Consider the following 22,830-nt stretch of genomic DNA (forward strand, 5'->3'; position numbering starts at 1 on the left):
GGCTGCCCGAGGGATCTCTTGTCTCGTCGTCCTGATGAGCACCACGGCCTGGGCCCAATGCGGGCGTGGAGCAACGGAAATCGTCAGGCCCGTGGAAGGGCCACCGCGCAAGGACATCCTCCGCAGGCAGCTCGAACAGGCACCATTCGCCAGTCCCGGGTGCTGAGCGCGGTCGCCGAACTGGGCTACTCCCCGCACGGCTCGGCGCGCATGCTGAGGGCCGGCCGGAGCAACATCGTGCTGATGCCGATGCCCGACGCCGCCGACGGCGGCCTCACCGGGAACGTCACCACCACCCGCAGCATCGCCGATGCCTGCGGTCGCAACGGCGGCTCCTTCGGTTCCAAGGCGATGGCCCCACAACGTGATTCTGTCGGCGGGGGTCGTTCCGTGCCGCGGATATTGATGGCCCTCCGCGCGTTGGGGTGGCAGGGACAACGATCCCGGGATGGCTGTCTCGGCTCCTGCTCCGTACGGTACCGGTGATTCGGCCTCGCCCACGGCTTACTCGGGCCCTCGTTCACTCGCAGGAGTGCTGTACGAACCCTCGCGCGCTGGGCAGCAGGTCGGTGTCCACGGCACGGCGTCCGTGCTAAGTGTCCTGTGCCATCGAGCCCGGACCGTTCGTCAGCGAAGTTGGAGGCCAGGCATGATCAAGGTATGGACATAGCGGATCAGCTGGCACGAGCTGCAGGCGATGGCGACGTAGCTTTGGTCGCGCACCTGCTGGGTGCCGGTGCCGAGGTGGATGCCCCGATTAGCGCTGGGCGCACGCGTACCGCGCTGGACCTCGCGGTGCAGGCTGGGCACACCGAGACTGTTCGTGTGCTCCTTGCTGCGGGAGCAGATCTGCGGCAGCGGGCAGGAGAGTACGGCGAGTTGACGCCGCTGTGCCTGGCGGCGATGCGCGGGCACACGGCAGTGGTGAAGGTCCTTCTTGACGCCGGCGCCCCCACCGGTGCCCAGGGCAGGATGGGTTACGTGCCACTGGTGCTGGCAGCAACGGCCACAGAGCAGGGGCACCCGCAGACCGTGGATGTGCTCCTATGCCATGGAGTGGACATCAACGGGGTGATGAAGGACAAGACACCCCTTGAGTGGGCGGCCGCCTTCGGCCAGGTGCAGATGGTGCACCAACTGCTCGCCCGAGGTGCGACACCAACAGCGAAGGCACTGAGCGGGGCCCGCGCAGGCGCCAAGCGGTATCCGGAGGCCGCAGAGAAGTACGCGCTCATCATCGACACCCTGCACGCTGCGGATATCGAGGACTGAACCACCAGCCGTCCAACTTCGCTGACAAACAGACCAGGTTCGATGTCAACGGACACTCAGCGGCCGGGCACCCGTGCGTGCCCTGTGGGATCTGTGCGGCGCACAGCCTATTTCCCCAGGTAGACACGGTGATCTGTGAGGGTGTGAGGTGGTGCTGACGGCCGTGCTTTCCGTTCGCCCTGGTCCGGCACGCTGGCACGGAGGACGATGTGACGGCCGGGCTGCGGAGGCGATGGACGATGTCCGGCGCTCTGTCGCGGTGCTGGCCGCCCGGGTCCGCGACGCTCACACCGCTCGGGTGTGGCTCCCGCTCGGCTACGGCTCGTGGGAGGCGTACTGCGGTGCGGAGTTCGGCATCAGCCGCTCGCAGGCGTACCGGCTCCTGGACGTCGCCCGCGCCTTGGCCGCCATCCACGGTGCCGTCGCCGCCGGCACCGAGACCTCTCGCACGCGAGACGGTCGTGGGTAGCCGGACGAGTCCCGTTTCCGTGTCCGGGGCGCCGTCGTTGGTCTGATTGAGTGATCGAGGACAAGCTGACCTCGCGGACCTTCGGCGCGGGCGCCGGGGTGGCGGGCGCGGTGATGGTCAGCGGGATTGCGGAGATTCGGACCGCTCGCTCCCCCGGGCCGCCTCACTTCCAGTTGGCGCGCCCCCAGGCCAGCAGATTGGTGAAGCCGTTCCCGCCAGACATGATGTTGTCCTTGTCGAAGGCCACCCGAGGAAGTCAGACTCCTCCTGGCCGCTCACGACACCGATGAGGCGCGGATCGTTGCCCCATCACCCGAACATCGGCCCGCCGGAGTCGCCCGAAGATATGTCCGCGGTGTCCGATTCGAGCTCGGCCCCACCGGCGTCATCCGAATCGAGATCCGTCACGGAGACACCTCCTTGGAAGGAAGGCCTGTTCGCGTTCGCGATGGCGCCCGGGTAGCCGATGACGCTCCACCACGGCTGGTCTTCCCAGGGCTCGGCATAGCCGTTGTAACCAAAGTAGCCAAGCCAGGAGTCGAGCGGATCGAACAGCCTGAGGATCGCCCAGTCGTAGCCGGCCACGTGGCCGCCGGTGTCGATGCCGTACGCCTCCGCGGCATCGGACTCGACGCCGGCGCCGTAGAGCGACGTGCCGTCGTAGTAGGCCGGGACGAACCGCATCCAGGGATCCTTCCCCTTCCACGGCACCATGTGCCCGGCGGTGACGACGATCCGGTCTCCGACCAGCGCGCCCGTTCCTGAATAGCCCTCACTGTTGAAGATCCGGCCCACCAGCCCCCACGGCCAGGCGGGGTCGCGGAATGCCCATCGGTCGTCCCTGCCGAAGACCCAGAGCGGCGTCACACGCGTCCCGTTAAATCGACGCAGGAGGTCCGACCGGTCCAAGGCGGGGCGCCGGGGGACGTACACGATGTCACTCCACGAGGGCCGGAAACCCGTGAAGGAGGTCTTCGAATCGATCTCCCGTGCGATCGTCTCGGCTGGTACGCGCCGGAGTGCGCGCAGGGGTCTGACGCCATTGAAATGGCTGTCCACGGGAACCGCGACGCGCCAGAGGGACTCGCCTTCCACACGTTCCACTCGCACTTGCGGCGCGTCCGTCGACGGTACGTAGGAAACGCGGTGCATGGCCACTTCCTGGAGCTCGTCCGGCCTTGCTCCCGTACCGAGGACCGGGCGCCGTGCCTGGACTTCGGCGAGCGTGTCGGGAGGAATCTGATCACCTAGGAATTCTTGATGATGAGGACTCATCACAGTGCTCCTCAGCAGTCCGATCCGGCCGGCGAACAGCAACGCCGCACCCTCACCGGCCGATGCGTCGGAGCAGGGGCGCAGGCCGCCAACCACTCTCCCTCCAGGATCCGCTCCGAACGGGGAGGGTCGCAAGCCGGGCCGGCGGGGACTCCGGGCCGTCGAAAGAATGGAGTTGCAGGCAGCCTTCCACGAACAAATCATGAGCTTCCACCCACCCGCCTCGAAGTGATCAGAGACGGATGGATCGCGATCTTCGGATCGGGCATCATCCCTTGAGACGCCTTGACGCGAGCGTTAGTTGTAGGAGGTCACGACGTTGGTGACGGCCTCCCTGAGCAGTGCTGCCGGTGGCTTTCCTCCCGCTGCACTGTGAGGTCGGTGGTAGTTGTAGTGGACGTTCCATGCTGCTAGCGCGTCGTGACGCTGTTCCTCGGACAGCCATGTGCGGGCGTAGAGGAACTCTTCAGCGATGATCCGGTTGTACCGCTCTACTTTTCCGTTGTGACGGGGCGTGTACGGCGTGATCCGCTGGTGCCGGGATCCGAGCAGAGCCCGGGCAAACGGTTCGGCGCGACCTCGATGCCGTCGGCTTGGAGCTCGAAGGCGATGCGAGAGGCTGACCACTTGTGCGTCCGTCGAAGTGTTTGGATCTGGGTTGCTGCCTCCGCGCTGGTCGCGGTGGGTTGCTGTATTGCTGTCGACGGCCGGTCGAGCAGGCCGGTCTCGCCGTAGCGACGCCAGCGGTTGACCCACTTCGATGCGCAGGCTCGGGAGATGCCCATCTCTGAGGCGACATGCGCGACCGGTCTGGTCTTGCAGCGTTCAACGAGACGACGGCGTCCCTCGACGCTGAGAGGAGCGTTGGCGTGGGCCACGGGTCCCTTTCTCGGGGTGACTATGCGCAGGGCGTCGGGGCGAGCTGGTGTCGCGCGACGCCTACAGGTACTGCGCTTGGCCGTGGCCGAAGGACCAGTCGGCCTCGCGGTTCTCGTGGACCACGATGAAGACGTTGTGGGGCGCAACGCGGGTCTTTTCCGTGAGGCGCTGACAGACCTGTGCGTACATCTGCCGCTTTTGTTCGTCGGTCCTGCCGCGTCGCATGGTGATGTCGATGTAGACGATGCCGTCGTCGCGCGGGATCTCAAGGTAGGTGCCGTGCCGGAGCGTTCCGGTCACGCCGTCATGGTTGGTCAGGATCTGGAACCGGTCGTCGGGCGGGAAGCCGATGGACTCGGTGAGAGCCTGCTGTATGGCGTTTCCGACCGCTTCGAGTTCGGCTGGCGGCATGCGCAGTACGTCGATACGGACGAGTGGCATAGAGATCAGCCCTCCTGGTGGGTCAGGAGTGCGACGATCCCGTCGATGGAAGCCGTCATGACTCGCGGGTCCTGTCGGGCACGAGCGAGCACGTAGCTGCCCTGGATCGTAGCCACCAGAGCAGCCGACACATCCCCGGGCACAAGGTGCGGCGCGATCTGCCCCGAACGGTGCGCCTCGTCCAGCAACTGACGCAGACGTTCCGTCAGCCAGGAGAAGAATTCCTCGACTGGGCGCCGCAACGCTTCATCGGTGACCACATCCGGGTCGAGCGCCATACGTCCGACGGCGCAGCCTCGCAAGGCATCCCGCTCAAGGCGCAGGTAGGCAATGACCCGATCCAGTGCCGGCGCGGAGCCACCGAAGGTCGCCTCCGCTCGCCGACGCATGTCCTGCGTTGCGGCAGTGAGTGCTTCGATCGCAAGCCCTCGCTTGCCATCAAAGTGGTGGTACATGCTGCCCTGCCCCGCGTTAGCGTGTTGCTGGATTGCTGCGGGGCTGGTGCCGACGTAGCCACGATCCCAGAGCAGGACTCTTGCGCTTTCGAGAAGCCGATCACGATTGGTCATGGCGAAACTGTACACACTAGTAGGTACAGAGTCTCACTCTGTCAACAACGTGCTGTCCCGCAACAGCTAGGCCGTTTCGTTGTCGGTGTCAGTGGTGCTGAATGACGACCTTGCCGAAGCGACCACCCCGCTCCATGGAGGATGCTGCGACGGGCGCCTCCTCGAAGGGGAAGACGCGGTCGATCACCGGCCGCAGCTTGTACGCCGCGATGACCCTGATCATGTCCTCCAGGTCGCTCCTGCTGCCGCCGCCGATCGCGCGCAGCGTTGCGCCGCTGTAGGTGAAGTCCAGGAGGTTCATGCCCGTCGTGTCATGCGCGAGGTGGCCGACCAGCGAGATGACGCCGGCGTACGCGATCGCTGCGATCGACTGCGCCCTCGTCCCCGCGCCGCCGACCTCTACGATGACGTCGGTGCCCTGACCAGCGGTGAGCTTGCGTACCTCGTTGCCCCAGTCCGGCGTGGAGACGTAGTTGATCACGTTGCTCGCACCCAGTTCGAGGAGTCGCGCTGCCTTCTTCTCGTTGGACGTCGTGGCGATCACGCGGGCTCCCGCGGCGCGGGCGAGCTGAAGGGCGAACAGCGAGACGCCGCCCGATCCCTGGACCAGCGCCGTGTCCCCGGGGGTCGGCTTCTGTCAGCGCCGACCAGGCTGTTACCGCGGCACAGGGCAGCGTCGCCGCCTCCGTGAAGTCCAGGTGCCCGGGCATGGATGCCGGCCTCTGCTCGTCGATCACGACGTACCGGCCGGATTTGGGCATCCTGGACAAGCGCATGCGGGTGGGGGCTGGTCGTCGGTGCCGGGAATCCCAGTGGGCCCGTGGGCGTCCCGGCGGCTGGCCGCGAGGGGCAGCCGGTGGACTACGCCTGGTCGTTCCGCTCGCGGTGTCCGATTTCGACTTTCGACGAGTGCGTGGAACGGCGGGTTCGAGCCCGCTGTCGTGCTGCTTCCCGCAGAGAGGGCTACTGCGCGTCGAGGACGCCGGGGGTGTCGTGGAGGACCGCGCTCTGCTCGAGCGGGCAGTGGACTCCGAGTTGGTGGCGGTGGCTGCCATGGCAGCCACCGCAGCGGTGGAGACGCTCGCGGTCGGCGGAGGGGGGCAGGAAGAATAGTGTGCCAGGCCACCATCGAAGTGACCATCTATCAGCACCTCGGGGTGACTCCAGCCGCGCCACTTTGCGATTGGCAGGGCCTGAGGCAACGGGCCGCCTTCCTCGAAGCCCTGGCCGGCGGCATGCTCGCCGCGCGTAGTGGATCGTGGGCTGGGTGGCGCTCGGGCGACGCGCGCCGTGGCACCGGTGCTTGGGGGAGTGGCCGGCGCGGCCGTCGCCGTGTGGTCGGGAACCGCCCGCCGCCTGGGCTTGCGTGTTGAAACTGATCGGTTTACGGTGGTCGGAAACTGATCGGTTTCTCGTCATGGGGCGAGATCGAAAACTATGCTGACAAGGGGATCGGATGACTACCGCGCGCGACGCCGATCGGCAACCGCCGGCTCCGGAGCTTCCGGCGAAGCTGGCTGCGCACCCGTCGGTGCAGGCCGTACTCGCTCGGCGCAGGGCCGGTGACGTAGCGAGCCCACCGGCGGTGATCGACGCGGGCTGGCTGCGCGAACTGTGCCTGGCGGCCGGTGCGGACGACGCGGCCGCGGTCAGCTTGGATCACCCCGACCTGGCCGGCGAGCGGGAGCACGCGCTGGCCGCGTTGCCCGGTACCCGCACCCTGATCGCGATGGTGGTCCGGATGAACCGCGACAACTGCCGCTCCCCGGCTCGCAGCGTGGCCAACCAGGAGTTCCATCAGACCGACGAGCAGGCCAATCATGCCGCCCGCAGCGTTACCCAAGCATTGCAGGACGCCGGCTACCGCGCGCTCAATCCGTCTGTCGGCTTCCCCCAGGAGATGGACCGCTTCCCCAACGAGCGGATCTGGGTGGTGGCGCACAAGACCGTCGCGGTGGCCGCGGGGCTCGGTGTGATGGGTCTGCACCGCAACGTCATCCACCCCAAGTTCGGCAACTTCGTGCTGCTGGCCACCGTCCTGGTGGACGCCCAGGTGAGCGAGTACGGGCAGGCGCTGGACTACAACCCCTGCATCGACTGCAAGTTGTGCGTCGCCTCCTGCCCGGTCGGCGCCATCAGTAAGGACGGAGACTTCGACTTCTTCGCCTGCACCACACATAACTACCGAGAGTTCATGAGCGGGTTCACCGACTGGGCGCAGACCGTGGCCGACAGCCAGGACGCCGCCGACTACCGCTCCCGGGTCACCGATTCCGAAAGCGCATCCATGTGGCAGAGCCTGGCCTCTCCGCCCGGCTACAAGTCCGGCTACTGCCTGGCCGTCTGTCCTGGCGGCGAGGATGTTCTCGGCCCGTACCTGGAGGACCGCAAGACCTTCATGGACACCGTGCTGCGACCGCTCCAGGAGAAGAGGGAAACCCTCTACGTCCTGCCGGGCTCACACGCGCAGGAATACGCTCAGCGCCGCTTCCCCCACAAGCCTGTCAAAGAGGTCACCGGCGGGTGGCAGCCCCCGGCGAAACGCTCCGCGTCCTCCTGACCCGGCGCACTGCGCCCGCACCCGTACCCGGTCGTGAACGCCCCCGCCGGCGTCGGCGAACACTGGAGCCTGCTCGTACTGCATGAGGCGCCTTCGGTATACGACGCCTACAAGGGCTCCGTACTCGCGCACGGCGCACCTCTCACGTCATCCGGCCTGGTGCCCGACTCCTCCGATGGAGCTTCGAGCGCTCGTCGGATGGCCCTCGCCGAGTCAGGAGCGCCACCGTTCCGTGGCGGTCGGGTCCGCCGAGGGGCGAACGTTCCGAGGGCCGCCGGTCTGCGACGACGCCGTCCGGTCTCCTCCCGAGTAGCTGTGTTGTCCAGACCGGAGTGAGCCATGAAGAAAATCCACCCCTTCCGCGTCCTGCGAGCCAAGCCGCTGTGGATCGTCAACGGCGCCATCACCGGCGTCCTCGCGCTGCTGTTCACCGTGTTCTACGTCGGCGCCAACATCGATCCGGCCGATCACATGAAGAAGCTGCCCGTAGGTCTGGTCAACGTCGACGCGGGGGCCGCTGTCGGCGGCAAGCAGGTCAATCTGGGAGCGCGGATCACCGAGTCGATCAAGAAATCCACCACGAGCGGGGACAAGATCGACTGGAAGATGATGGACGAGAAGGAGGTGAAGGAGGAGATCGGCGAGGGCAAGCTGTACGGCGCGCTCGTCGTGCCCGGCAACTTCACCTCCTCCGTCACCGCACTGACCGGCACCGCAGGCCCCAAGAGCCCGGTTCGCCCGGCACTGACGGTGCTGACCAACCAGTCCGCCGGCAGCCTGGGCTCCAGCCTGGCTCGGGCGGCTTCGACTACGGCGGCCGAGAGTGCCTCGCTCCAGCTGGGCAAGGAACTGACCGCGCAGACCGTGGCCGGGCAGGCGAAGCTGCCCGCCGCGGCGCGCGTCCTGCTGGCCGACCCGGCCGCCGTCACGGTTGAGGACGGCCATCCGCTCGACCCGCACAGCGGCCTGGGCCTGACCGCGTTCTATTACGCGCTCGTCCTCGTGGTCTGCGGCATGCTCTCCGCCAATGTCATCAGCGGCCAGACGGACCACGTCCTCGGCTACACCCACAACGACATGGGCCCACTGCGCCTGCACCGTCCGCTGATCCGGGCGACGAGAGCGCAGACCCTCGCCATCAGCAGCACACTCATGATCGCTCTGGCGCTGCTGATGGGCACCCTGGTCATGGTCGGCGCGATCGGCATCATGGGGATGGCCGCCTCCCACCTGCCGCTGCTGTGGCTGTACTCGGTGTGTGCCATTGCGGTCTCCGGGATCGGTGCGCTCACCCTTCTTGCCGTGTTCGGCACGCCCGGCATGCTGGTCGTCACACTGGTCTTCATCGGGATGGCGGTGCCGACGGCCGGTGCCACCACCCCGATCGAGGCGCTGCCGGGCTTCTACCGCTTCCTCGCGGAGTTCGAGCCGCTGCGGCAGATCACCGGCGGCGTCCGCTCGATCCTCTACTACGACGCCCAGGCCGACGCCGGCCTGGCCCGGGGATGGGTGATGATGGCCGTCGGTCTCGTGGTGGCCGTGCTGTTCGGCTTCGGCGTGACAGGCTGGTACGACCGCAAGGGACTGCACCGCATCCCCGTCGAGACGAAGCCTGATGAGACCGCCGTCCCGGCGTAGCGGAACGTCGCCCCCGGGCCGGGGCCTCGTGTCGCGCGGAGCCCTGGCACAGTTCAGGTGTCCGATCGACTGTGCGCGGCGCCGGACATCGCCCGAGACACCCTGAAAACCGATCGGTTTTCATTTCACTGAAATCGAGTTATCCTCCCCCTATGAGCACCGAGGTGAAGCCCAGTTCCCGAGAGCGGCTGCTGGAGGCGGCGGCCACGCTCACCTACCGAGACGGTGTCGGCATCGGCGTCGAGGCGCTGTGCAAGGCGGCGGGGGTTTCGAAGCGCTCGATGTACATGCTGTTCGACAGCAAGGAGGAACTGCTGGCGGCGAGCCTGGAGGAGCGTGCCTCTGCCTTCGTGGCGAGGCTCCTGCCTGCGGCGGGCGATGGCCGCTCCCCCCGCGAGCGGATCCTGCGCGTCTTCGAGAACGTGGAATCGGAGGCGGGTGCTCCCGAGTTCCGAGGCTGTCGGTATCTGGCGGTGCAGATCGAGCTCAAGGATCAGAGCCACCCTGCGAGCCAGGTGGCGCACCGGATCAAAAGAAACCTGACGGCCTTTTTCCGGGCCGAGGCCGAACAGGGTGGCGCGAGCGATCCGGACCTGCTGGCCCGGCAGCTCAGCCTGGTCTTCGACGGCGCCAGTGCTCGCGCGGGGATCGGAGCCGACAACCTCACAGGGCTCATCGCGCCCACTGTGGTCACCCTGCTCGATGCTGCGGACATGCGCTGAGGCATCGACTCTTCGGGCGGCTGGGTGACTGATGTGCTCTACGAGTGCATGGCGGTCTCCGGCGGCCGGAGCAGCTCGCACGGCGTCATTCCTCCTGGCGCTCGGGAGGAACCCGAGGGTCGTAACCGTGTAGTCGGAGCATGCCCTGCGCCAGGAAGGTCGTGGTCTGGCCGGCATCCGCGCCCAGTGATGCAGGCGCACGGTCGCATTGGGCGGAGGGTCTGCTCGCAGCCCTTCCTGTCGTGAACGCCTCTGGCCCCTGCTGTGGCCGAAACGGGACCCTCCGCCGGTGGATCAGCCAATCCGGACATAGTCGGCGACGCGGTCCGCGATGAGTTCCCTCCTGGGCTTGCATGTGAAAACCGATCGGTTTACCGTGGCGGAAACCGATCGGTTTCTCAGTGGCTTCGGGAGTTCATGATGACGGCAAATCGGCCGATCGCACTCGTGACGGGTGCGTCATCCGGCATCGGGAAGGCGGCCGCGCTCGCGCTGGTCGAAGCGGGTTTCGACGTGGTCGGCACAAGCCGCGACACCTCGCGCGTCGCCCCGGTCGACGGAGTGGCCTTCCTCGACCTCGACGTGGCCAGTGACACGTCGGTCAGCGCGACGGTCCAGCAGGTGGTCGACCGGTTCGGGCGGATTGACGTCCTGGTCAACAACGCCGGTATCGGCTTGACGGGCGCGGCCGAGGAAAACTCCGTCGCGCAGGCCCAGGGCGTCTTCGACATCAACGTCTTCGGCGTCATGCGCATGGTGAAGGAGGTGCTGCCGCACATGCGAGCCCGGGGAGGCGGACGCATCATCAACCTCTCCTCCATCTTCGGGCTCATCCCGGCGCCGTACCTGGCTGCCTATGCCGCGTCCAAGCACGCGGTCGAGGGGTACTCCGAGTCCTTGGACCACGAGGTCCGGGAACACGGCGTGCGGGTCCTTCTCGTCGAGCCCGGCGGGACCAGCACCAGTTTCGAGGCGAACAGTACGCAGCCCGACACGCCCCTGCCCGTCTACGACAAGCAGCGTCGCGTCGCCGATCAGGTGATCGCCGCGGCCGTCAGGGACGGTGACGACCCGGCCATCGTCGCCAAGGCGATCATTGCGGCAGCGACAGATACCCATCCGAAGGTGCGGTACACCGCCGGCCCGATGGCCGGGCGAATCAGCACGCTGCGCCGCATCGTTCCCTCCCGGATCTTCTACAGCCAGATCCGCAAGTACAACCGGCTGGCCGGCTGACGCCCGCCCACGCCGGCCCAAGCACGCCCACGAGCAAAAGAGGCGCAGGGAGCGGCGCATCGCCTGAGCGGGCCGGAGGTCCTGCGGGGGAACAGTGCGGGAGAGTCCCCGGTGCGATGCTGACGCATTCCCGCACGGCGCCGGCCTTTCGGGGGCGTCATGCGGCCATCACCACCACGAGTTCAGCCCTGACTGCGGCCCAGGTGTGTAGCGGAGGTACGCATGGTCCGGCTCCTGCGCTACTCATGGGAGGAGTCCGGGGCTGTTGCCCGCGCGACAGAGCGCGGATTGCAGTGGTGGACGCCTCGGGCGGCTGGCAAAACGTCAGCCGGTCTACTTGCCGGTGTCTCTCGTCGGTGGAGAACTACTGCGCGTCGAGAACGCCGGGGGTGTCGTGGAGGACGACGCTGTGCTCGAGCGGGACTCGTCCCATGCGGAAGCTGTTGGCCGGTGCGGCCTCGTCGGCGGTGCCGAAGGAGATGCCGAACAGGAGCTTGAGCTCCTCGGGAACACCCAAGAACTCGCGGATGGTGTCGGCGTAGAACCCGAGCATGGTCTGCGGAATGCCGTCGAACCCCCGGGCCGTCAGTGAGAGCAGGAAGTTCTGCGCGTACATGCCGATGTCACCGGCCGCCCGCACCCCGTCTCCGAACGCCGGCACGAAGAGAAGGGCGACGTGGGGCGCGCCGTAGAAATTCAGGTTCTCCCGGGCCGCTGCCTTCCGGGCTGTCCGGTCCGAGCGCGGTATCCCCAGAGCCTGGTAAAGGGTCGCGGCATGGTTGTGCGCCCGGTCGAGGTAGGTGCCCTGGCCGAAGTCGGCGTAGTCGAAGGTGAAATCGTAGGAGAACCGCTCCTCGTCATCGGCGTGGAGCAGTTCCTTGCTCAGGGCCTCCCGCGCCGCGCCCGAGACGACATGCACCGTCCACGGCTGGGTGTTGCAGTTCGACGGGGCGGTTTGAGCGTCTTCCAGCACGCCGCGAATGTCCGACGGCGACAGCGGGGCGGGCAGGAACTTCCGAACGGAGCGCCGGGCCCGCACGACATCGGCGAAGGGCATGGTTGTGGTGGGCAGCAAAACGATTCCTCTCAAGTGGGCCCAGTTCGCGTGATCGCGGCTGTGCCTCATGGGGGTGGTTGTGGCAAGGGGTGGCAGTGGCGGGTGTGTCAGCGGTGGAGGGAGCGGTTGAGTTCGACGACCTCCTCCAGCGTGGGTGTGGAGGTGAGGGTGGTGAAGCGCTCCATCTGGCGGTCGCGGTTGCGCGGGGCCTCGGTCCGGTCGGCCGCCTCAAGGGCCGGCCCCAGGTCCTCAAGGTCCAGCTCGGTGCAGTAGGCGGGAGTCATCGGCTGCTGCCGCCAGGAGTCGGCCAGCACGCCCGCGTCGAACGGGTCGAAGCCGCTCTCGTCGACGAGGCGCATGCCCACGTGCCGTGCCTCGTCGGAGTCGGCGGCGACCGGGAGCGCGATGCGGCCCGGGGTGCCGGCCGGAACGCCCTTGGTCTGCAAGGTGCCTGCCAGGGCGGCGTTCCATGCCTTGACCACGGGGCGCCCCAGCTGCTCGGCGACCCACAGGCTCTCCACCTGGCCGGCCTCGACCGCGTTGATGGGGCCGTTGAGGTGGGGAAAGTAGTTGGAGGTGTCGATGACCACGGTCTCGCTGGGCACGGAGGCGAAGAGGCCCGCCACGTCCGGGATGCGGGCGAAGGGGATGGAGAGGATGACCACGTCCTTGCCCTGGACGGCATCGGCCGCGTGTGCCGCGTGCGCCCCGAACTCCAGCGCAGCGGCATCGATCGTCTCCGGCCCTCGGGAGTTCGCCACCTGGACGTCGTGTCCGCCCGCGCTGAACGTGCGCGTCAGGGTCGTCCCGATCGCTCCCGTACCGATAACGCCAATTCTCATGATTCGTCCCTCTTGAAGTCGCGCCACTCCTGGGGAGGAGATGGCGAGGTGTGCTGACGGTGCGGCGAGACACCGCCGTAAGGTGCTCCGGCAGCCCGCCGTGCGGTGAGTGGCTGGTGGCCTACTCCCCGTTGTCCCGCTCGCGGTATCCGCTTTCGATGAGTGCGCGCAGGCGGTCGAGCGATTCCTCGTCGGTGGCGCCGGTGCCCTTGATCCAGGCAACGGAGACGGCCGCCAGGAACAGGTCGTACCCCTGCACCGACGAGCGCGCGTGCCCGGTGAGCTGTGCGGCCCGCACGTACTCGTCGGTGGTGGCGATCAGGTAGTCGCAGGGCAGGGTGAGCGGGTTGTCCGGCTCCTGCTCCCTGGCCGCGGCCATGAGCGGCTCCGGCAGTCCACTGAAGGCACTGAAGTACTCCTCCATGGCCCGCAGCCACTGCCGCAGCGCCTCGGAAGCATCACCGAGCTGCGCTATGTCAGCCCGGCGGGCCACCAGTTCCTCGGAGCGCGTCTGCAGCACCGCTGCCAGCAGTGCCTCCCGGGTGGGGAAGTGCCGGTACAGCGTGCCGGGACCGACTCCCGCCTCCTTGGCCACCGCCTCCAGCGAGGCGCCAACCCCGGACCTCAAAAAGTGGCGCTGCGCCGCTTCCAGGAGGGCCGCACGGTTGCGCTGAACGTCCGCCCGGGGCCTTCGCCCCTGCTGCCCGTTGACGCTCATCCGTCTTCCTGCCTCACGTGATGTTGCGGTCCCGGTAAAACGGAGGCTGTCTCCGTGCAGGGTCGAGCGTAAAGCGGAGGCAGTGTCCGGTCAACTCGGCCCCCGCCTCGCCGGCGCCCGGATCGCGGCCAAGTCCTGTCGATCGGCGTCGCGCGCGAAGGTCGTCGTCGCGATAAGGCTCGACCGCCTTGCGGGATGAAACCGATCGGTTTACGGTGGAGGAAACCGGTCGGTTTCTTGCTTGGGAGGCAGTCGTGACAGCAGTCGAGGGCGCAACCGCTTTCGTCACCGGAGGTGCTCGCGGTATCGGCAAGGAGCTGGTCGAGGAGCTGTACGCGCGCGGTGCCGGCAAGGTCTACGCCACGGCCCGTGACCCGCGCACGGTGACGCACCCCGATGCCGTTCCGGTGGCGCTCGAGGTCACCGACCCGGCGTCCGTGGCGGTAGCCGCCGAGCAGGCCCAGGACGTCACCATTCTGATCAACAACGCCGGCGCCTCGGTCCGGGCTTCGTACCTCGACTCCGCGATGGAGGACGTGCGCCGGGACCTGGAGACCAACTTCTACGGGCCGCTGCTGGTCACCCGGGCCTTCCTGCCGATCATCGAGCGCAACGGAGGGGGCCACATCCTCAACGTCCACTCCGCCCTGTCCTGGCTGGCTGACGGCACGCCCTACAGCGCGTCCAAGGCCGCGCTGTGGTCGCAGACCAATTCTTTGCGCCTGGAGTTGCAGCCTCGCGGTATCGCGGTGACCGGGCTCCATGTGGCCTATGTGGACACGGACATGACGTCGGCCGTCGACGCGCCCAAGGCGGACCCCCGCGACGTCGCCGTGGCCGCGCTCGACGGTATCGCGGCGGGGGCACACGAGGTGCTGGCCGACGACACCACGCGCCGGGTCAAGTTGCAGCTGGCTGCTGACCTGGAAGCCATGTACGCGCAGTTGACCCAGTAGTACGCGCTTTGCTGATTCAAAGGACATTCTTGTGGAAGGCCCGCTCACCCACCGCTTCGTCGACGTAAACGGGGTCAGGCTGCACATCGCCGAGCAGGGGCAGGGGCCGCTGGTCCTGCTGCTGCACGGCTGGCCGGAGAGCTGGTACTCCTGGCGTCACCAGTTCGGGGCGCTGGCGGCGGCCGGGTACCGGGTCGTCGCCCCCGACCAGCGCGGATACGCCCGAAGTGAGCAGCCGCCGGACGTCACGTCGTACACCCTGCTCCACCTCGTCGGGGACATGATCGCGCTCATCGAGGAGCTCGGGGAGGAGCAGGCGGTCGTCGTCGGTCACGACTGGGGCGCGCCCGTTGCCTGGACGGCGGCGATGCTGCGCCCGGACAAGATCCGCGCGGTGGCCGGGCTCAGCATTCCGCCGATTCTGCCCGGCGGGATGGTCCCGCCCTCGATCACCCGCACCCAGTACGGCGAGGGTTTCTACCAGATTTACTTCCAGCAGCCGGGAGTCGCTGACGCGGAGTTCGCCCGGGACATCCCGGACTCCTTCCGCCGCCTTCTGGTCGGTGCCTCGGGCGACAATCCGCTCGGCAGGGAGCCCCGCCCGTTGGTCATACCCGAAGGTCTGGGCCTCCTGGACACCATGCCGGAGTCGCCCGCTCTACCGGTCTGGCTGACGGAGGAGGACATCCAGGTTTACGCCGATGACTTCGCCCTGCACGGCGATCAGGCGTTCACCGGAGCCTTCAACTGGTACCGGAACATCGAACGCAACAACGAACTGCTCGCGCCTTTCCGGGGGCGCGGCATCGACGTCCCCGCGCTGTACGTGGTGGGAGACCGTGACATGGTCACCGCATTGCGTGACCCGGAGGGAGGCAGCCCGCTGAGCGATCTTTTGCGTGGCCAGGGCGGGTCTCGCAACCCGCTGAGCGCTCTCGCGCCACGACTGCACGGCCCCGTGGTACTGCCGGGGTGCGGGCATTGGACCCAGCAGGAGCGTCCCGCCGAGGTCAACGCCGCGCTCCTCGACTTCCTCGCCCGCATCGATGGCTCGGTGTCCGGATGACGCTACGCAGAATGTGCCTGGCCGGCGTCGTTCGGCTGGAGCGGAGCCCAAGGCTCACGTGGAGGCGGTCATCGAGTTCAACTTCTTCGCCTTCATCGACTCGGCTTCGGCGGGACGGTCGCCCGGCCATGGGCCCGGTTTCGAGCGGACCTTCGTACCCCGTGCAGAGGGCTTCCTGCCCCTGAGCGGCCCAAGAGGCCGCTGACCCCATCCTGGGCTTGGTGAATGGCCCACCCCAATCAGACAGAGGACACGTCGATGCCAGAGCGCAATCCCATCCTGATCACCGGCGCCGCCGGCCATATCGGCGGTGTGAGCCGAACGATGGTCGACATGCTGCTTGAACAAGGTCACCCGGTGCGCGCGTTCGTGCGGCAGGACGACGAACGCGCGGACTCGCTCCGCCAGGCCGGGGCCGAGATCTTCGTCGGTGACCTGCTCACCATCGCCGACGTGACCGCCGCGCTGAAGGGCTGCCGGCGCATCTACTTCAGCATGAGCCTGTCGCCGTACTACACCGATGCCGTCAGCCTGATGGCCGCGGCGGCGCGGGCCCAGGGCGATATCGAGGTCTTCGTCAACATGTCGGAGTTCGAGCAGTCGTTCATGACGTTCGAGAAGATGACCGCCCCAGAGGAAGAACGGCGTGCGTGGCTCGGCGGACTCGTCGCGGACTGGTCGCCGCAGCAACGGGCCCACTGGGTCGCCGAGCGGGTGCTGGAGTGGTCCGGCCTCCCGACCGTCAACGTGCGGGCGGCCATGTTCGTCGAGAACCCCTTGATGACCTGGCTGGCGCTGGAGCCGCTGAGCGACGGTGAACTGCGCCTGCCCTTCGGCCGCCACCGGCTCGCGCCCATCGCGGGTTATGACGTTGCGGAGGCGTGCGCGAAGATCCTGGCCGACCCGGCACCGCACATCTCGAAGTCCTACGAGCTCAACGGTCCGGAACTGAAGGACATGCACGGGTTCGCGGAGGACTTCGGGGCTGTGCTGGGACGTCAGGTCACTTACGTTCCCGAAGAGGTCGAAACCTGGAACGAGAACTACGTGGACACCGCCCTTGCCGAGCTTCCGCACACCGCGGAGCACATGAAGACCCTGACCCGGCTGATCGGCGGCGGGGGGTACCGCGGCGTCACCGACCAGCTGGAAACGCTGCTCGGGCGTCGGCCGAAGACCGTGCGGTGGGCGCTGGAGAACCATCCGCGCATCCGGAAGCCGGCGTCTGCCTGATCCGCAGTCCCTCACGCCGCCGGACGTGGCGCGGCGTCCTGTATCGGCTCCGGTGCCGGCGAGGGCCGGGGCGGACGGATTACCCGCGTGCGACGTTGCTGACTGCGGTACGCAGGTCGTCATCCCCGGCAAGCAGCGGGGGCAGGGGGGTTGCGTTGGCGGGGTTGAGCGAGTCGAAGAGCAGGGCGACGAAGCGTGCGCGCAGCGAGGGTGCGGTGCCGGGGAGGGCGAGACCGGCGACCGCCATGACCAGGAAACGTGGAATGTCCTCCGCGGTGAGGTCGGAGCGGATCTCCCCTTGTTGCTGCGCGCGCAGCAACAAGGGGTGGAGGGAGTCGCTGAAACGCTGGAGAGCCTCCACGGCCACGTCGGTGAAGTTGCCGGCGAAGCTGACCAGTCCCCGCTCCTCGGTGATCAGGTCGAGCAAGTGCGTGGCGATGTCCTGGAGGGACCGGCGCGGGTCGGGGGCATCGGCGGCGCGGTCGATGCGGGGCAGCAGGTCCGTCTCGAGGATGTCGTCGAGGACGGCCCGGACGATCGCCTCCCGATTGGGGAAGTGGCGGTAGAGGGTGGCGATGCCCACGCCGGCCTCGGCTGCGATCTGTTCCAGAGATGCCTCGCCGGTGGCGAGGACGGTCCGCCCGGCAGCGGTGATGCGCTCGACGCTGGTGCGTGCGTCGACCCTGCGCCGGCGGCCGCGGTCCTTCGTGGTTGTCATCGACGACTCCTCCCTGCTCCGTGATGAAGGCTATCCTCCCTCGCTTGATAGTGTCCTATCACTTTGATAGGACACTATCACTTCGCGTCTGGCGTGGCCTCGACGCACGGAAGAGGGAGGGAACTGTGTCCGTTCTGCTGTACCGGCTGGGAAGGTTCGCCTACGGCAAACCCTGGTACGTCATCGGGGGCTGGCTGGCCGTGGTGGCGGCCGTGGTGGGCCTCCTCCTGGCCAACCCGGTCAAACTCAGCAACGAGGTCCGCATCGACGGCACCCCGTCCCAGAAGGTCATCGACGAACTGGCCAGATCCCTGCCGGAGGCCTCCGGCGGCCAGGGCATGCTGGCCTTCAAAGCGCCGGACGGTGCCCGGATCCACGACGGGAAGGTCCGGGCCGCCCTGGCCGCGGCAGTGGATGCCGTCTACCGCCACGACCACGTCATCGACGCCCGGAAGGTCATGGCTCAGCAAGCCGCCCAGGGGGAGAACGGCCCCCTGATACGGGGCCAGGCGGCGGTGGCTCAGGCTGCCGGACAGCCGTCCTCCGGCAAGACGCCCGTCCCGTTACAGGTGGACGGCCGGCCGGTGCCGGGAGTCACTGTCTCCGCCGATGGCTCGACGGCGTTGATGCAGTTCCAGTTCGATGAACAGACCTACGAGCTTCCCTCCGGGACGATCGACAGCACCGTCAAGGCCGCCGAGCGGCAAGCCGCACATGGCGGCCTCGAAGTCCTGCCGTCCGCGTCCATGATGGAGATCCCCGAGATCATCGGCATCGGAGAGATCGTTGGTGTCGTCGTCGCGGCCATTGTCCTGCTGGTCACGCTGGGGTCGGTCGTGGCGGCGGGGCTACCCCTGGCCATCGCCCTGGTCGGGGTCACGGTGGGGGTGGGGGGAGCCTTCACTCTCTCCGCCGTCTTTGAAATCCACTCGCTCACCGCGGTCCTGGCTCTGATGCTGGGGCTGGCCGTCGGTATCGACTACGCCCTGTTCATCGTCAACCGGGAACGCCGGCTGATCCTGGAGGACGGACTGGACGCGCACGAAGCGACCAGCCGCGCCGTCGGCACAGCCGGGAGCGCGGTCTTCTTCGCCGGCTGCACCGTCATCATCGCCTTGATGGGACTCCTGGTCGTCAGGATCACCCTGCTCAGCACCATGGCCATCGTGGCGGCCGCCACGATCGCCCTGGCCGTCCTGCTCGCCCTGACCTTGCTGCCGGCGCTGCTGGGGCTGGTCCAGGAACGCATCTGTCCCACCCGGACCCGGAACAGGGTGCGGCAACAGAAGGCATCCGCCGACCACGCGCGGGCAAGTCGCTGGGGAGCGCGCCTGATCCGCCACAAGTACCCGGCCCTCGCGTCCGCGCTCCTGATCCCGGTGATCCTGGCCGTGCCTGCCGCCGACATGAAGATGGGCCTGCCCTCCGGGGCCAGCTACAACACCGACACCGCACAGCGACAGAGCTACGACCTGGTCAGCGACGTCTACGGGCCCGGCTACAACGGCCCGCTCATGGTCGCCGTCACCTCGACCGCCAAAGGGCAGTCCCTCACCCCGGCAACTCTCGCCGCAATCACCTCCGGCATCAAAGGAATCAAGGGCTCGACCTCGGTGTCCCTGGCCGGAATGAACAGCACCGGCACCACGGCCATCCTCAGCCTCGTTCCCGGCAGCGGCCCGAACGACGACGCCACCAAGGACCTCGTGACCGCCGTACGGGACAAGAGCGCACAGATCGGCGACGCCCACGGCGCCACCATCGGTATCACCGGCTTCACCGCCCTCGCGATCGATGTCTCCGACCGGCTCGCCGACGTCCTGCCCCTCTACGTGGCAACCGTCCTCGCGCTCTCCCTGATCGTCCTGCTCCTGGTCTTCCGCTCCCTCATGATCCCGGTGATGGCCACCCTCGGCTTCCTGCTCTCCATCGGCGCCACCTTCGGCCTGACCACGGCTGTCTTCCAGTGGGGCTGGTTCCAGGACCTGATCGGGCTCGACGCCAGGGCCCCCGTGGTGAGCCTGCTGCCCATCATCATCACCGGCGTCCTGTACGGACTCGCCATGGACTACCAGATGTTCCTGGTCACCTCCATGCGGGAAGCCCACGTCCACGGCGCCACTCCGCTCAACGCCACCGTCACGGGATTCGCACGTGCCAGCTCCGTCGTCGTCGCGGCGGCCACCATCATGGTCTCCGTCTTCGCCGGATTCATCTTCAACCCCCAGCCCATGATCAAACAGGCCGGCTTCGCACTGGCCGCCGGCATCCTCATCGACGCCTTCGTCATCCGCATGACCCTCATCCCCGCCACCATGGCACTCGCGCAGGAGAAAGCCTGGTGGCTGCCCGCCCGGCTGGAGCGCCTCCTGCCCGACCTCGACGTCGAAGGCGACAAGCTCACGCAGAAGATCCCCCTGCCCCATCCTGCGTCCCACCAGCCGCACGCCACCGCGTAAAGGCCGAGACCACCAGCTGACCCGCCAGCGCAGCGTTCTCTGCGGGGGAGTTGGCGGGTGGGCGGGGTGGATCTGCCCATACCCGGGGCCGGGCTCGGGCGTTGAGCTGGACTGTTGCCAGGCAAGTGGCCTGGTCGATTTCGGACGGTCCAGCAGTGCCCACCGGGTTGAGCGGTCGTCAAGAGCTGCTTGTGGAGGGCGGTTCAATGCGGACAGGTCTGTGCGAAATTCCTCGACTCTCCTGGGACCAGTTTGGGGCCACACGGTATGCGCGCACCTGAACAACGCCCCCGTGGACACACAGAAGGGCGCTTCGTCCACGGTGGTGTTTCGAATCAGGTTGGCGCCCCAGGGCGCGGCTGAGCGGACCACGGGAGTGGGGGCTGGCCGCATCCCGCAGGGTGGGGCGACAGGCCGGTCGGTGACGCGGATGACGATCTCGCCGAAGGCGCCGGGCCAGGTGTTCGTACGTCTTGAGCGCGTCCTCGAAGCCGTAGACGGTGCCGATGACCGGATCCAGGCCCCTGCTTCTCGATCCAGGCGTTCATCTCCAGGAAGGCGCGACGGTGGCCGGCCGCCATGCCGTGGATGGCGGGCCTGGCTGTCAGGGCGGGGGCAGGGCCCGGGGCAAGGTACGGCCGGACTGAGAAGGCGCTGAAGTCGGCGTACGACATCAAGACCCGGCACGAGTCTTGCCGCTGTTCCGTTCGGGCCAGTACGCTCCCCACAGAATTGAAGTTAGTTCAATCTCTGTCGTCCACGCGCGACCCGGCGCGGGGTCGTCGTGGGGTGACGACCTTCACGGCCGAGCAGACCGGCCGGCCACGCGCACAGCGTCGTGCGAAGGGGAGCCGCACATGTCCACCCAGTCCATCAATGGTGAGATCGTCGCCTCGCTCGGCGGGGTGACGATGTCCGTGATCGACCCGGCCACCGGACCGCTCGGGGCGGCCGTTCACGTGCCAGGGGGCGGTCCAGGCGGCCCCGGCCACGGACGGGCCTTCGGAGCCGGCTCGCCGGAGGAGCTGTCCGCGAAGAAGAGCGTGTGGACGAAGGTGGGGGCACCATGAAGCCGGCACTGGAAGCCGACTGGGTGGTCGTCGGCGGCGGTAGCGCCGGGAGCGTGCTGGCGGCGCGTCTGAGCGAGGATCCGGCCAGCGAGGTTGTGCTGCTGGAGGCCGGGCGCGACTGGCGGTCCGCCGAGGCCCCACCGCAGTTGCGCAGTATGAACGGCTGGCGGGCACTGGACGAGACGGCCTGCGCGGAGTTCCAGTGGCCGGGTCTTACCTCACGGCGCAGTCGCGCGCAGGCGCCGCGGCCGCATGTGCGCGGACGGGGCCTCGGTGGTTCGTCGTCGGTCAACGGCATGATCGCCTTCCGGGCCATGCCGGACGACTACGACCGGTGGGCGGCGTACGGCTGTCCCGGCTGGTCGTACGCGGACATGGTGCCGTACCTGCGGCGCATGGAGAGCGACGCGGACTTCGGTGACCGCCCTCACCACGGCGATCGCGGGCCCATACCGGTGCAGCGGCTCGGCCGCGAGGACTGGGGCCCCGCCGACCACGCGCTCGCCGAGGCCGCGCTGGGGCTGGGCCACCTGTGGTGCGATGACCACAACGGGCCCACCGGGACCGGTGTCTCGCCGTACGCCATCAGCTCCCGCGACGGTGCGCGCGTCACGACCAACGACGGTTACCTCGAGCCGGCCCGACAGCGCCCCAATCTGCGGGTGTTCGGCGGGGCGACGGTGGACACGGTGCTCATCGAGGGCGGCCGGGCCGTGGGGGTGCGAGTACGCCGGGGGAACGACTGGACGGAAGTCCGTGCCCAGCACGTCGTCCTGTGCGCCGGAGCGGTGCACTCCCCGGCGATCCTGCTGCGATCCGGCATCGGGCCGAACGGCCCGGTGGCGGCGCTCCCGGTCGGTGAGGGGATGCAGGAACATCCTCTGGCGCTGTTCTGGCTGTACGCCCGGCCCGGGAAGCAGCCCGACATCGATGCCCGGCATGCCAACTGCTGTCTGCGCTACTCCTCCGGACTGGCGGGAGCGGGTGAGAACGACATGATGATCACCTCGATCAACCAGACGCTCGCCCTGCCGAACCCGGGCGACTCCCACCTCGTCGCGGAAAGCACCGGCGGAACCTGGGGCGGCGCAGGTGGCGGCCACGCCGCGGGCGGTCCTGGCCTGCTCTGTCTGTGGGCGAACCAGCAGTTCTCGCGCGGCGTGCTGCGCCTGGCCTCTGCGGACCCCGACGCGCATCCGGTGATGGACCAGGACCTGCTGAGCGACCCCTCGGACCTCGTACGGATGCGCGACGGCGTCAAGCACTGCGTGGAGTTGCTGCGCAGCGGACCGTTCGACGCCGCCTTCGAACACATCGCCATCGACATCACCGGCCGGAGCCTCGACGCGCTGTCCGACGACGCGACGGTCGACCGCTGGCTGATGGAGACCATCGGCGACACCGGCCACATCTGCGGAACCTGCCGCATGGGCGCGCCCGACGACCCCCGTGCGGTGGTCGATCCGTCCGGCCGCGTCCTCGGCCTCGACGGGCTCTGGGTGGCCGACGCCTCCGTGTTCCCGGAGGTGCCGCGGGCCAACACGAACCTGCCGGTCATCGCCGCGGCGGAACGGCTGTCGGACCTCATCCGCGGACGTCTCGCCGGCCCCGTCGCGGGCGAGAGCGCCGTCACCCCCGCGGAGTCATGAT

Annotated in this window: 20 protein-coding genes and 1 pseudogene; 12 read left to right on the top strand and 9 right to left on the bottom strand. The window is 68.1% G+C overall.

Going from position 1 to position 22,830, the window contains the following annotated elements; genetic code table 11:
* Positions 1–660 precede the first annotated feature (660 nt).
* Positions 661–1,272, top strand: a complete 612-nt coding sequence (locus tag ACFZCY_RS18775; protein ID WP_391174208.1) for an ankyrin repeat domain-containing protein — start codon at positions 661–663, stop codon at positions 1,270–1,272.
* A 232-nt stretch (positions 1,273–1,504) separates the two neighbouring features.
* Positions 1,505–1,741, top strand: coding sequence for a hypothetical protein (locus ACFZCY_RS18780; RefSeq protein ID WP_391174205.1), 237 nt, complete (start codon positions 1,505–1,507; stop codon positions 1,739–1,741).
* A 309-nt stretch (positions 1,742–2,050) separates the two neighbouring features.
* Here ACFZCY_RS18780 and ACFZCY_RS18785 read toward each other — a convergent pair whose 3' ends face one another.
* The 5 genes and pseudogenes from ACFZCY_RS18785 to ACFZCY_RS18805 all read right to left on the bottom strand — a co-directional run bounded on the left by ACFZCY_RS18785 (position 2,051) and on the right by ACFZCY_RS18805 (position 5,449).
* Positions 2,051–3,112 (bottom strand): trypsin-like serine peptidase, encoded by a 1,062-nt coding sequence (locus ACFZCY_RS18785; RefSeq protein WP_391174203.1) that lies wholly within the window; start codon positions 3,110–3,112, stop codon positions 2,051–2,053.
* 201 nt (positions 3,113–3,313) lie between these two features.
* Positions 3,314–3,894 (bottom strand): annotated as a pseudogene (locus ACFZCY_RS18790) (integrase core domain-containing protein).
* Between the two features lie 61 nt (positions 3,895–3,955).
* On the bottom strand, positions 3,956–4,336 hold the full coding sequence (locus tag ACFZCY_RS18795; RefSeq protein WP_391174201.1) for a tautomerase family protein: 381 nt from the start codon (positions 4,334–4,336) through the stop codon (positions 3,956–3,958).
* Between the two features lie 5 nt (positions 4,337–4,341).
* Positions 4,342–4,905: a TetR family transcriptional regulator gene (locus ACFZCY_RS18800; protein ID WP_391174199.1), complete on the bottom strand. Its 564-nt coding sequence runs from the start codon at positions 4,903–4,905 to the stop codon at positions 4,342–4,344.
* 88 nt (positions 4,906–4,993) lie between these two features.
* Positions 4,994–5,449 (bottom strand): zinc-binding dehydrogenase, encoded by a 456-nt coding sequence (locus tag ACFZCY_RS18805; protein ID WP_391174197.1) that lies wholly within the window; start codon positions 5,447–5,449, stop codon positions 4,994–4,996.
* A gap of 912 nt (positions 5,450–6,361) precedes the next feature.
* Here ACFZCY_RS18805 and ACFZCY_RS18810 point away from each other — a divergent pair.
* The 4 genes from ACFZCY_RS18810 to ACFZCY_RS18825 all read left to right on the top strand — a co-directional run bounded on the left by ACFZCY_RS18810 (position 6,362) and on the right by ACFZCY_RS18825 (position 11,061).
* Positions 6,362–7,465 (top strand): 4Fe-4S binding protein, encoded by a 1,104-nt coding sequence (locus ACFZCY_RS18810; protein WP_391174193.1) that lies wholly within the window; start codon positions 6,362–6,364, stop codon positions 7,463–7,465.
* 339 nt (positions 7,466–7,804) lie between these two features.
* On the top strand, positions 7,805–9,103 hold the full coding sequence (locus ACFZCY_RS18815) for a DUF3533 domain-containing protein (RefSeq protein WP_391174190.1): 1,299 nt from the start codon (positions 7,805–7,807) through the stop codon (positions 9,101–9,103).
* Between the two features lie 152 nt (positions 9,104–9,255).
* A complete protein-coding gene (locus ACFZCY_RS18820; RefSeq protein WP_391174188.1) occupies positions 9,256–9,825 on the top strand; it encodes a TetR family transcriptional regulator in 570 nt (189 codons plus the stop codon).
* A 417-nt stretch (positions 9,826–10,242) separates the two neighbouring features.
* Complete coding sequence (locus ACFZCY_RS18825) at positions 10,243–11,061, top strand: oxidoreductase (protein ID WP_391174419.1); 819 nt, start codon at positions 10,243–10,245, stop codon at positions 11,059–11,061.
* Positions 11,062–11,425: 364 nt separating this feature from the next.
* Here the strand turns inward: ACFZCY_RS18825 and ACFZCY_RS18830 are convergent, their stop codons facing one another.
* The 3 genes from ACFZCY_RS18830 to ACFZCY_RS18840 all read right to left on the bottom strand — a co-directional run bounded on the left by ACFZCY_RS18830 (position 11,426) and on the right by ACFZCY_RS18840 (position 13,678).
* Complete coding sequence (locus tag ACFZCY_RS18830; RefSeq protein ID WP_391174185.1) at positions 11,426–12,136, bottom strand: nitroreductase family protein; 711 nt, start codon at positions 12,134–12,136, stop codon at positions 11,426–11,428.
* An 89-nt stretch (positions 12,137–12,225) separates the two neighbouring features.
* Positions 12,226–12,960: an NAD(P)-binding domain-containing protein gene (locus ACFZCY_RS18835; protein WP_391174182.1), complete on the bottom strand. Its 735-nt coding sequence runs from the start codon at positions 12,958–12,960 to the stop codon at positions 12,226–12,228.
* Between the two features lie 121 nt (positions 12,961–13,081).
* Positions 13,082–13,678, bottom strand: a complete 597-nt coding sequence (locus ACFZCY_RS18840; RefSeq protein ID WP_391174179.1) for a TetR family transcriptional regulator — start codon at positions 13,676–13,678, stop codon at positions 13,082–13,084.
* Between the two features lie 254 nt (positions 13,679–13,932).
* On the opposite strand from ACFZCY_RS18840, the gene ACFZCY_RS18845 reads away from it, so the two are divergent.
* From ACFZCY_RS18845 to ACFZCY_RS18855, 3 genes are all read left to right on the top strand, one after another.
* Positions 13,933–14,634 carry an SDR family oxidoreductase gene (locus ACFZCY_RS18845; protein WP_391174177.1) on the top strand — a complete coding sequence of 234 codons (702 nt, stop codon included), beginning with the start codon at positions 13,933–13,935 and terminating at the stop codon, positions 14,632–14,634.
* Positions 14,635–14,665: 31 nt separating this feature from the next.
* Entirely contained in the window at positions 14,666–15,700 is a 1,035-nt protein-coding gene (locus ACFZCY_RS18850; RefSeq protein ID WP_391174174.1) for an alpha/beta fold hydrolase, read from the top strand.
* Positions 15,701–15,925: 225 nt separating this feature from the next.
* A complete protein-coding gene (locus ACFZCY_RS18855) occupies positions 15,926–16,933 on the top strand; it encodes an NAD(P)H-binding protein (protein ID WP_391174171.1) in 1,008 nt (335 codons plus the stop codon).
* 79 nt (positions 16,934–17,012) lie between these two features.
* Here the strand turns inward: ACFZCY_RS18855 and ACFZCY_RS18860 are convergent, their stop codons facing one another.
* On the bottom strand, positions 17,013–17,651 hold the full coding sequence (locus tag ACFZCY_RS18860) for a TetR family transcriptional regulator (RefSeq protein ID WP_391174168.1): 639 nt from the start codon (positions 17,649–17,651) through the stop codon (positions 17,013–17,015).
* Between the two features lie 125 nt (positions 17,652–17,776).
* On the opposite strand from ACFZCY_RS18860, the gene ACFZCY_RS18865 reads away from it, so the two are divergent.
* The 3 genes from ACFZCY_RS18865 to ACFZCY_RS18875 all read left to right on the top strand — a co-directional run bounded on the left by ACFZCY_RS18865 (position 17,777) and on the right by ACFZCY_RS18875 (position 22,829).
* Entirely contained in the window at positions 17,777–20,110 is a 2,334-nt protein-coding gene (locus tag ACFZCY_RS18865) for an MMPL family transporter (RefSeq protein WP_391174165.1), read from the top strand.
* Positions 20,111–20,967: 857 nt separating this feature from the next.
* Complete coding sequence (locus ACFZCY_RS18870; protein ID WP_391174161.1) at positions 20,968–21,180, top strand: hypothetical protein; 213 nt, start codon at positions 20,968–20,970, stop codon at positions 21,178–21,180.
* Positions 21,177–22,829 carry a GMC family oxidoreductase N-terminal domain-containing protein gene (locus ACFZCY_RS18875; RefSeq protein WP_391174158.1) on the top strand — a complete coding sequence of 551 codons (1,653 nt, stop codon included), beginning with the start codon at positions 21,177–21,179 and terminating at the stop codon, positions 22,827–22,829. The genes ACFZCY_RS18870 and ACFZCY_RS18875 overlap by 4 nt, the downstream gene beginning before the upstream one ends.
* Position 22,830 lies beyond the last annotated feature (1 nt).

The sequence above is a fragment of the Streptomyces sp. NPDC007983 genome, from assembly GCF_042958345.1.
Classification (GTDB): Bacteria; Actinomycetota; Actinomycetes; order Streptomycetales; family Streptomycetaceae; genus Streptomyces.